At 65.1% G+C, this 9,168-nt stretch carries 9 protein-coding genes and 1 pseudogene; 6 read left to right on the top strand and 4 right to left on the bottom strand.

What is annotated here, in order from left to right; genetic code table 11:
* The first annotated feature begins 170 nt into the window (after positions 1-170).
* From AKL29_RS04895 to AKL29_RS04880, 4 genes are read left to right on the top strand one after another with little or no spacing between them, the layout of a single operon-like run.
* The gene (locus AKL29_RS04895; RefSeq protein WP_028338155.1) at positions 171-494 is read left to right on the top strand and encodes an ArsR/SmtB family transcription factor; all 324 of its coding nucleotides are present in this window, start codon (positions 171-173) and stop codon (positions 492-494) included.
* Positions 495-505: 11 nt separating this feature from the next.
* The gene (locus tag AKL29_RS04890; protein WP_050383334.1) at positions 506-970 is read left to right on the top strand and encodes an SRPBCC domain-containing protein; all 465 of its coding nucleotides are present in this window, start codon (positions 506-508) and stop codon (positions 968-970) included.
* A gap of 21 nt (positions 971-991) precedes the next feature.
* Positions 992-1,846: a shikimate dehydrogenase gene (locus AKL29_RS04885; RefSeq protein ID WP_050383333.1), complete on the top strand. Its 855-nt coding sequence runs from the start codon at positions 992-994 to the stop codon at positions 1,844-1,846.
* A 16-nt stretch (positions 1,847-1,862) separates the two neighbouring features.
* Positions 1,863-3,032: a Gfo/Idh/MocA family protein gene (locus tag AKL29_RS04880; protein WP_050383332.1), complete on the top strand. Its 1,170-nt coding sequence runs from the start codon at positions 1,863-1,865 to the stop codon at positions 3,030-3,032.
* Positions 3,033-3,210: 178 nt separating this feature from the next.
* On the opposite strand, the gene AKL29_RS04875 is transcribed toward AKL29_RS04880, so the two are convergent.
* From AKL29_RS04875 to AKL29_RS04860, 4 genes are all read right to left on the bottom strand, one after another.
* Entirely contained in the window at positions 3,211-4,521 is a 1,311-nt protein-coding gene (locus AKL29_RS04875; protein WP_050383331.1) for an ABC transporter substrate-binding protein, read from the bottom strand.
* A 345-nt stretch (positions 4,522-4,866) separates the two neighbouring features.
* Positions 4,867-6,423 (bottom strand): MDR family MFS transporter, encoded by a 1,557-nt coding sequence (locus AKL29_RS04870; protein WP_038387626.1) that lies wholly within the window; start codon positions 6,421-6,423, stop codon positions 4,867-4,869.
* Between the two features lie 96 nt (positions 6,424-6,519).
* Positions 6,520-7,698: an HlyD family secretion protein gene (locus AKL29_RS04865; RefSeq protein WP_050383330.1), complete on the bottom strand. Its 1,179-nt coding sequence runs from the start codon at positions 7,696-7,698 to the stop codon at positions 6,520-6,522.
* Entirely contained in the window at positions 7,691-8,170 is a 480-nt protein-coding gene (locus AKL29_RS04860) for a MarR family winged helix-turn-helix transcriptional regulator (RefSeq protein ID WP_152977439.1), read from the bottom strand. Before AKL29_RS04860 ends, AKL29_RS04865 begins: the two co-directional genes overlap by 8 nt.
* A gap of 167 nt (positions 8,171-8,337) precedes the next feature.
* Here AKL29_RS04860 and AKL29_RS04855 point away from each other — a divergent pair, with 167 nt between their 5' ends.
* On the top strand, positions 8,338-8,823 hold the full coding sequence (locus AKL29_RS04855; RefSeq protein ID WP_028338147.1) for a Fur family transcriptional regulator: 486 nt from the start codon (positions 8,338-8,340) through the stop codon (positions 8,821-8,823).
* Positions 8,824-9,022: 199 nt separating this feature from the next.
* Positions 9,023-9,168 (top strand): annotated as a pseudogene (locus AKL29_RS44420) (EamA/RhaT family transporter); the annotation flags it as partial.

Below are 9,168 nucleotides of genomic sequence, written 5' to 3'. Positions count from 1 at the left end.
ACAACGAGACGGTGTTCTTCGACGTCTAGCTGCGCGCCGCCGGCGGCGCGCAATTCCAGCATTGAAGGGACGAACGAAATCCGCTGCGCACGTTCGCCGTAGCGGATTTCGCTTGACCATGCATAATCGGTTATATAACAATATCGTTATATAACCGATTGAGATCAAGCATGGCCAGCCTCGATGCCGCCTTTTCCGCGCTCGCCGACCCGACCCGCCGGGCAATCCTGGCGCGCCTCGCGCTGGGCGAGGCGACGGTCATGGAGCTGGTCGAGCCGTTCGACATGACCCAACCCGCGATCTCCCGCCATCTCAAGGTGCTCGAGGGCGCCGGCCTGATCGTGCGGCGGATCGAGGGCACCAAGCGGCCGTGCCGGCTGGCGCCATCGGCGGTTGCCGAGATCGATCAATGGCTCGGCATGCTGCGCCGCGCGCTGGAAACCAATTACGACCGGCTGGACGACGTGCTGGCCGCAATGAAGCCTGAGCAGTGAAGGGTATCCCCATGAGCAAGTTGACGCTGAAGACCGAAGGCGACCGCTATGTCGTCATCACCAGGCGCTTCGTCGCGCCGCCGGAGGCGGTGTATCGCGCGCATACCGAGCCGGAGCTGTTGCAAAAATGGCTGCTCGGTCCCGACGGCTGGACCATGCCGGTCTGCATCAGCGAGGCGAGGCCCGGCGGCCGGATCCGCTACGAATGGACCGACGGCAAGGGCGGCGGCTTTCATTTGACCGGTGAATATCTCGCGCTCGAACCGTTCAGCCGCATCGTGCATGTCGAGCGCATGCATCTGCCGGATCCGACGCCGGACAATCAGGTCGAGACGCGCTTTGCGCCCGACGGCGACGGAACCTTGATGACGATGCGGATGACGTTGCCGGATGCCGAAACGCGCACGGCGATGCTCGCGACCGGCATGGAGCACGGCATGGAAGACAGCTATGCTCGGCTCGACCGGATGAGCTGAACGTGACCGACGCGAGGGAGAATGCGCGACCGTTTCCTGACGGGGTTGATTGGCTATCCGATCGCGCATTCGGCGGCGCCTGCGATGCACGAAGCGGCCGCAGCTGCGCTCGGCGTTCGCGTCCACTACCAACTCATCGAGGTCGAGGGCGCCGGACGCGACGATCTGCGTGCGATGCTCGAGGGTATCCGGCGGCTCGGCTTTGCCGGCGTCAACGTCACCTTTCCCTACAAGGAGGCGGTGGTCGAGCTGCTCGATGACCTCGCACCTGATGCGCGCGCGATCGGCGCGGTCAACACCATCGTCGCCGATGGCGCGCGGCTGGTCGGGCACAACACCGACGCGACCGGCTTCGCGCGCGCGATCGCACCGCTGCTTGCCTCAGCGCCGCGCGGCCCGATCGCGCTGATCGGTGCCGGCGGCGTCGGCAAGGCAATCGCCTTCGCGCTCGCCGGCCTCGGTGTCGGCGAACTGCGCATCTTCGACGCTGATGCCGTCAAGGTCGCGCGGCTGGCCGGTCAGTTGGCCGGCCGTCATCCGGTTCGTGGTGTCGCCAGCGTCGAGGCCGCGGTCGATGGCGCGACCGGCGTCGTCAACGCAACGCCGGTCGGCATGCTGACGAGCCGCGACAGTCCCGTGCCGGACAGCTTGTTGCATCCGTCGATGTGGGTCGCCGATGCGGTGTACACGCCGCTCTGGACGCCGCTGCTGTCGGCGGCCAAGGCCAAGGGCGCCAAAGTCCTGACCGGGCGCGATCTGGCGATCTACGCGGCAGCGGACGCGTTCGAACTGTTCACGACAATGATGCCTTCGACGGATGTCATGGCAAATGCGTTCGACGCGGTGATGGCCGCACGCTACTCTCCGCCCGCCTGAAGGGCGGAGACATCAAATGACAAAAATCAGGATCGGGCTGGCCGGCTGCGGCTTCGTGTCGGAGCTGCATATGGTTGCCTACCGGCGCGTCTATGGCGTCGACGTCGAGGTGAGGGCGGTCGCGGCGCGCGGCGATCATGTCAACGAGTTCGCCCGCAAGCACGCAATCCCGAACGCCTATCGCAGCTTCGCCGGGCTGATCGCCGACCGCGAGCTTGACGTCATCGACATCTGCACCCCGCCGAACCTTCACGCCGCGATGATCGTCGAGGCGATGCAGGCCGGCAAGCACGTGATCTGCGAGAAGCCGTTCAGCGGCTATTTCGGCCGCGACGGCGACAAGGCGCCGATCGGCCGGCATGTGCCGAAGGCGCTGATGTATCAGCGGGTGATGGAGGAGATGGAGAAAACCCGCGCCGCGGTCGAGCGAAGCGGAAAACTTTTCATGTATGCCGAGGACTGGATCTACGCGCCGGCGGTGACCAAGACCGCGGAGATCATCCGCGCGACAGGCGACAAGATCCTGTTCATGAAGGGCGAGGAGAGCCATTCCGGCTCGCATGCGGCGCATGCCGCCGAGTGGGCGATGACCGGCGGCGGCTCGCTGATCCGGATGGGCTGCCATCCCTTGTCGGCGGTGCTCTATCTCAAGCAGGTCGAGGCCCGCGCGCGCGGCGAGACCATCACGGTCGCCAGCGTCACCTGCGACGTCGGCAATGTCACTGCCAGCCTCAAGCCGCAGGAGCGCGCCTACATCAAGGCCAATCCGGTCGACGTCGAGGATTGGGGCACGCTGACCGCAACTTTCTCCGACGGCACCAAGGCCACGGTGTTTTCCGGCGACATGATCATGGGCGGCGTACGCAACCTGATCGAGACCTACACCTCGGGCGGTTCGCTGTTCGCCAACATCACCCCCAACACGCATCTGACCAGCTACCAGACGAGCGAGGAGAAGCTCGCCTCGGTCTACATCACCGAAAAAGTCGATCGCAAAACCGGCTGGCAATATGTCTGCCTCGAGGAGGAATGGACCCGCGGCTACCTGCAGGAGATCCAGGATTTCATGGAGTGCGTGGCGACCGGGCGCCAGCCGCTCGCCGATCTCGCGCTGGCGTATGAGACGACCAGGGTAAACTACGCCGGCTACTGGGCCGCGGATGAGGGCAGGCGGGTGACATTGTAGTCGCACGGCACCGCTTCCCTTCACCCCTTGTGGGAGAAGGTGGCGCGCGCGAGCGCGCCGGATGAGGGGTTGTCACCGCGTCATTCGCTCGAGCGGCAAGGCGACATCTCACCTCCCCGCAAGAGCGGGGTGAGGGAGCGCAGCCCCGATGCGGCGGCAGTCTCGCCTCGTCGCCACGCTACGCCGCGTAGACCGAGCCCTTCGGCAGCGGGAACACCGGATCCTGCGTGCGGATACTGGTCGGCCACACCACGGTGATGCGCTCGCCGGCGTTCTGCATTACGACCGGCGTCGAGCGCTCGTTCTGGCCGGACAGCGGCGTGCCCGGCGGATAGAACTTCACGCCATAGCCCTGGATGGTGCCGCCAGCGGGAATGTCGACGTCGAGCGCTGCCTTGCGGATCGCCTCGGGATCGAAGCCGCCGTACTTCTCCTTGGCGACCGGCAGCACATTGTTGAGCAGGATCCAGGTCTGGTTGAAGCCCATCGAGCAGTGCGGCGGCACTTCGGTCGCATTGGTCTTCTCGCGGTAGCGCGCAACCATGGTCTTGGTGAGGTCACCGATTCCCGGCGCGAGCTTGGCCGGATCGAGCAGCTGCGCCGGCACCGGATCGATGTTGCAGATATTGTCGATGTCGGCGCCGAAGGTCGCGCGCAGCTTGTCGAGCTGGCTGTAGCCGGCGCCGGCGCCGAACAGCATCTTGAACTTCAGCCCGCTCTCGCGCGCCTGGCGCAGGAACAGCGTGATGTCGGGATTGTAGCCGGCATGCGAGATCACGTCGGCCTTGGCGCGCTTCAGCTTGGTGACCAGCACCGAGAGATCGGGCGCGGACGCCGAATAGCCCTCCTTCAGCACCACCTGCAGCCCGACCTCCTTGGCGAAAGCCTCGTCCGCCGCGGCGACGCCGACGCCATAGGGCCCGTCCTCATGGATCAGCGCCACCTTGACGTCCTTCGGCTCCATGCCGAGCTTGGCCTTGGCGTGCTCGTTGATGAAGCTCGCGAAGGCCTGGCCGTACTGGTCGGAATGGATCTGCGCGCGGAACACGTATTGCAGGTTCTTGTCCTTGAACACGGCGGTCGATACCGCGGTCGTGATCCACAGGATCCGCTTCTGCTGCTCGACCTTGGCGGCGAGCGGCACCGCATGCGAACTCGCGAACACGCCGTTGAGGATGTCGACCTTCTCCTGGTCGATCAGGCGATTGGCCTCGTTGATCGCGACATCGGGCTTGCTCTGGGAATCGACGTTGACCGGCGCGATCTTGTACTTGCCGCCGATGCCGCCCTTCTCGTTGACGAGGTCGATCGCGATCTGGGTGCCGATCGAGGAGGCGACCGAGCCGCCGGCGGCGAACGGGCCGGTCAGGTCGTAGATCACACCGATCCGGACCGTCTCGGCCTGCGCCTGTGCCCGCGTCCAATCCAAGCTGAAAGCAGCGGCGGCCGCCGCTGAAGTCTTCAGCAGCGTCCTGCGTGAAGTCGGCATTGCGTCCTCCCCTGAAACCGTCAGCCGTGTGACGGCTCTTGCTTGTTTTCGCGGAGTATTGGGAGGCGAGGTCGGAAAGTCAACGCGGCTTGCGGCTGCGGCGTCTTGCGCTTTGGTCGAGTGGAAGCTCTAGAGCGTGCCGCGACGGAATAGGAGCGCGCGACGCCACCCTCCCCTGGAGGGGGAGGGTCGTTGCGCATGTAGCGAAGCGGAATGCGCAGCGGGGTGGGGTGACGGTCTCACCACACGAACAGCGCCCGTGCCGATAGATCACCCCACCCGGGCGCACATTTCGCTTCGCTCAATGTGAGCCGACCCTCTCCCCTCCAGGGGAGGGTGAAGAGTCTACTCCATCACCGCGGCATGGTCCGACGGCGCCGACTGCGAGCGCAGCGTGGCCTTGGTCGAGCCGATCATCAGCGCGAGCGGGATCGAGACCAGGATGAACAGCATCACCAGCTGGTAGTCGTGCGAGAACGCGATGATCTGCGACTGCGCCGCCACCATCTTGTCGGCCATCGCGCGGCCGGCGTCGGTGTTGAGGTTGATCATGCCTGACACGTCGGGCATCTGCAGCGCGTGGTTGAACGGGTTGATCTGCTCCGACAGCTTTGCGTAGATCCGCCGTCCGCCTTCCGTCAGCTGCGCGATCACGATCGAGATGCCGACCGAGCTTGCGACGTTGCGCAGCAGCGTCAGCATCGAGGTGCCGTCGGTGCGCAGATGGTTGGGCAGCGACATGAACGCCACCGTCGACAGCGGCACGAACACGAGGCCGAAGCCAAAGCCCTGGACCACGCTGACGACGATGATCTCGTTGGCCTGCGTCATGTCAGTCCAGCCGGTCATCTGGAACAGCGAGGCCGCGGTCAGCGCCAGGCCGGAGATGATCAGCGTGCGCGCCTCGATGTAGCGCATCATGCGGCCGACCAGCATCATCGCGACGAAGGTGCCGGCGCCGCGGGTCGCCAACAACAGGCCCGCGGTGATGATCGGGTAGCCGACCACGTTCTGCAGATAGGGCGAGGACAGCGCCATGGTCGAATACAGCACGAGGCCCATCACAGTCATGAACACGCAGCCGCCGAGGAAGTTCTTGTCCTTGAACAGCGCGAACTGGATGAAGGGCCGGCTGGTCGTCAGCGAATGGGCGAAGAAATAGTAGAAGCCGACCGCGGAGACGATGAATTCGATCATGATCTCGTTGGATTCCAGCCAGCCGAGCTGCTCGCCGCGGTCGAGCGCGAGCTGCAGCGAACCGATCGCGACCGCGAGCGCGCCGAACCCGAACCAGTCGAAGCGCAGATTGAGGTCCTGCTTGGTTTCGTCCATGAAGACGGCAAGGCCGAGCACGGTGATGGCGCCGAACGGCAGGTTGACGAAGAACACCCAATGCCAGGAATAGGTCTCGGTGAGCCAGGCGCCGAGCGAGGGCCCCATGATCGGGCCCATCATCACGCCCATGCCCCAGATCGACATCGCTTTCGCCCGCTCATGCAGCGCGTAGGAGTCGAGCATCACGGCCTGCGACAGCGGCACCAGCGCCGCGCCGAACACGCCCTGCAGCAGGCGGAACAGCACCATCTGGTTGATGTCCTGCGCCAGGCCGCAGAACACCGAGGCGACGGTGAAGCCGGCCGAGCAGATGATGAAGATGCGCTTCCGGCCATAGCGGTTGGCGATCCAGCCCACCGGCGCGGTCATGATCGCGGCCGCGACGATGTAGGAGGTCAGCACCCAGTTGATCTGGTCCTGCGAGGCCGACAGCGAGCCCTGCATATAGGGCAGCGCGACGTTGGCGATCGTGGTGTCGAGCGCCTGCATGATCGTCGCGGTCATCGCGCAGATCGTCACCATGTTCCGGCGCATGCCGGGCACGGCGGATGGTGACGGTGCATTCATTCAGGTCGGTCCTGTTCGAGCGTTGGAAACCACCTCCCCCGCAAGCGGGAGAGGGGGCGCACTGTTATCGCGGCCGCCAGTTCGGCCTCATCTCATTTATTCCTGCTCGTGATCCGGGTGCGCCGAGGCCGGCGCCAGCCCGAGCAGGCCGGCCAGCGTGCGGCGGTGGTTGGTGTCGATCGTCGCGTAGACGCTCATGCCGGCTTTCAGCTTCTTCACGAACGGATCGTTCTCGTCGAAGTAAATCCGCACGGGGACGCGCTGCACCACCTTGACGAAATTGCCGGTCGCGTTCTGCGGCGGCAGGATCGCGAACTGCGCGCCGGTGCCGGGCGACAGCGAGCCGATCTTGCCCTTGAACCGATGGTTCGGGAACGCGTCGACGTCGAGCTCAACCGGCTGGCCGACCGCGACATAGGTGAAGTCGCTCTCCTTCGGATTGGCGTCGACCCAGGGATGGTCGACATCGATGATCGAGAACACCGGCGAGCCGGCGGCGACGAAGCGGCCGAGCTGGATCTGGTCGACCTGGGTCGCGACGCCGTCCATCGGCGCGCGCAGCACGGTGTGGTCGAGATTGCGCTGGGCGTCATCGAGCTTGGCCTTGGCCTGGGCGTAGGGCGGGAACTGCTCGACCGGCAGGTCGATATCGCCGAGCAGCTGCGTCTTGTCCTTGGAGATCTGCTGCCTGATGTATTGCGCCAGGCTCTCGGCGGTCACTTGCGCATTCGCCGCGTTGTCGAGGTCGAGCTGCGAGCCGAAATTCTGCTTGGCCAGCGTCGACTTGCGTTCGACGTCGCGCTTCTTCAATTCGATGCTCTGCTGGGCGAATTCCAGCATCCTGCCGTTGATCTTGATGTTGTCGACCAGGTTGTCATAGGTGGTCCTGGTCTGGTCGAGCGCAGCCTTGGCCTGCGCCACCGCGAGGCGGAACGGCACCGGGTCGATCTCGAACAGCTCGTCGCCCTTCCTGACGTGCTGGCCTTCCTTCACGACGATCTTGTCGATCTTGCCGGAGATTTCCGGCGTGATCAGCACCTTCTGCGCGCCGACATAGGCGTCGTCGGTGCCGACATAGCGGCCGCCATTGAGATAGAACACGATGCCGCCGATCGCAGCCAGCGTCGGCAGCACGACCAGCAGCAGCGTGCGGCGATAGCGCCGCAGGCCCGCCATCAGGCGACGGCGCGGCGCGCGGCTGGCCTTGCCCGACGGCGCAGGCTCGCCCGGATTGCTCTTCTGCTCGGGGGCCAGTTTGAGGACGGGTTCAGCCATAGCGCTGTTCCTTTCGGGAGGGCTCGCCGGCTGTGGTCTGGACGGCATTGCGGACGTTTTCCTTGATCGATTCCAATTGGGTGAGCAGGCGATACGCGTCAGCGGGGCTGATGCCCTCGAGTGCGGTCGCGGTAAGTTCGGAGCGGAGGCCGGCGAGCTTGCCGAGCAGCGGGCGCGCGGCCTTCTTCAGGTAGAGGCGGTTGACGCGGCGGTCGTTCTCGTCGCTGCGGCGTTCGATCCAGCCGTTGTCGCAGAGCTTGTCGATCAGCCGCGTCAGCGTGATCGGCTGCACCTCGAGCAACTCGGCGAGTTCGGTCTGTTTCAACCCCTCCTGGCGTTCCACCTTGGACAGCACTGCCCACTGCGCGCGGGTGATGCCGTAGCGGGCGGCCTCCTTGTCGGCATAGACCCGGATCAGCCGGAACACTTCGCCCAGCGTAAACAAGAAATCGGTGTCCACCGAACCGCGCATCGATCCTGCCTCCATAAGCTTGGGATATAATAAGCTTGCTTATGATTTCTGCATGCCGGGTTAACGCGAGGCTGCCCCGCATTGCGGGCATGGCTGCAACCCGGCGGCGGACCGGGGTTGGGAGCCGGGCTTTGGGAACGGGCGCGCAAATGCTACATATCGAGGCAATGAGCCTGGCCAAGCCGACATTTCCTGCCCCCGACCACGATCACGGCCGCTGCGCCGCGGACGCGATGGCGCATGCCGAGCAGGTTTGTGCGCGCCGCGGCCAGAAATTCACCCCGATCCGCCGTCAGGTGCTGCAGGCGCTGCTGTCGAGCCATCGCCCGCTCGGCGCCTATGAGGTAATCGACGAACTGGCCAAGACGATGCCGCGGCCAGCACCGATTACCGTCTACCGCGCGCTCGACTTCCTGATGGAGAACGGCCTCGTCCACCGTATCGAGAGCCGCAACGCCTTCCTCGCCTGCGCGCATGACCATGACGAGACCTCGATGGTGGCGTTCCTGATCTGCGACCATTGCGGCTCGGTCGGCGAGATCCCGGCCGCCCCCGTCGCGCAAAGCCTGACCGCGGCGGCGCGGGCCTCCGGGTTCATCCCGAAACTCTCCGTCGTCGAGATCGCCGGCACCTGCGCGCATTGCCAGAAATGATTGAGCGCGGCCAAAGTCCTCACCGCGGTGTCGTCCCTGCGAAAGCAGGGACCCATAACCACCGCCCTCAATTGTTATACGACGCTGGAACGACAAGTCTCGTTCACAACACCGGCCGCGGCGTATGGGTCCCTGCTTTCGCAGGGACGACGCAGTCCGACTAGCAACAACACGGCACCAAGCCGGCCCGCGAGGAAACATGTCGACCCAAGCGATCTCCGCCAGCGTCACGAGGCCCGTCAGCGTCGGACACGGGCTGCCGCCCGGCGCCATCGCCGTGATGCTGATGCTGTGCGTGAGCTGGGGCTTCAACCAGCTTGCGGTGAAACTCGCGCTGCCCGACGT

This window comes from Bradyrhizobium pachyrhizi (genome assembly GCF_001189245.1).
Lineage (GTDB): Bacteria > Pseudomonadota > Alphaproteobacteria > Rhizobiales > Xanthobacteraceae > Bradyrhizobium > Bradyrhizobium pachyrhizi.
This window is presented reverse-complemented; position numbering and strand designations above follow the sequence as displayed.

Coding starts and splice junctions, on each gene's coding strand:
- AKL29_RS04895 (WP_028338155.1), top strand. CDS start 171: ATGGCCAGCCTCGATGCCGCCTTTTCCGCGCTCGCCGACCCGACCCGC.
- AKL29_RS04890 (WP_050383334.1), top strand. CDS start 506: ATGAGCAAGTTGACGCTGAAGACCGAAGGCGACCGCTATGTCGTCATC.
- AKL29_RS04885 (WP_050383333.1), top strand. CDS start 992: ATGCGCGACCGTTTCCTGACGGGGTTGATTGGCTATCCGATCGCGCAT.
- AKL29_RS04880 (WP_050383332.1), top strand. CDS start 1,863: ATGACAAAAATCAGGATCGGGCTGGCCGGCTGCGGCTTCGTGTCGGAG.
- AKL29_RS04875 (WP_050383331.1), bottom strand. CDS start 4,521: ATGCCGACTTCACGCAGGACGCTGCTGAAGACTTCAGCGGCGGCCGCC.
- AKL29_RS04870 (WP_038387626.1), bottom strand. CDS start 6,423: ATGAATGCACCGTCACCATCCGCCGTGCCCGGCATGCGCCGGAACATG.
- AKL29_RS04865 (WP_050383330.1), bottom strand. CDS start 7,698: ATGGCTGAACCCGTCCTCAAACTGGCCCCCGAGCAGAAGAGCAATCCG.
- AKL29_RS04860 (WP_152977439.1), bottom strand. CDS start 8,170: ATGCGCGGTTCGGTGGACACCGATTTCTTGTTTACGCTGGGCGAAGTG.
- AKL29_RS04855 (WP_028338147.1), top strand. CDS start 8,338: ATGAGCCTGGCCAAGCCGACATTTCCTGCCCCCGACCACGATCACGGC.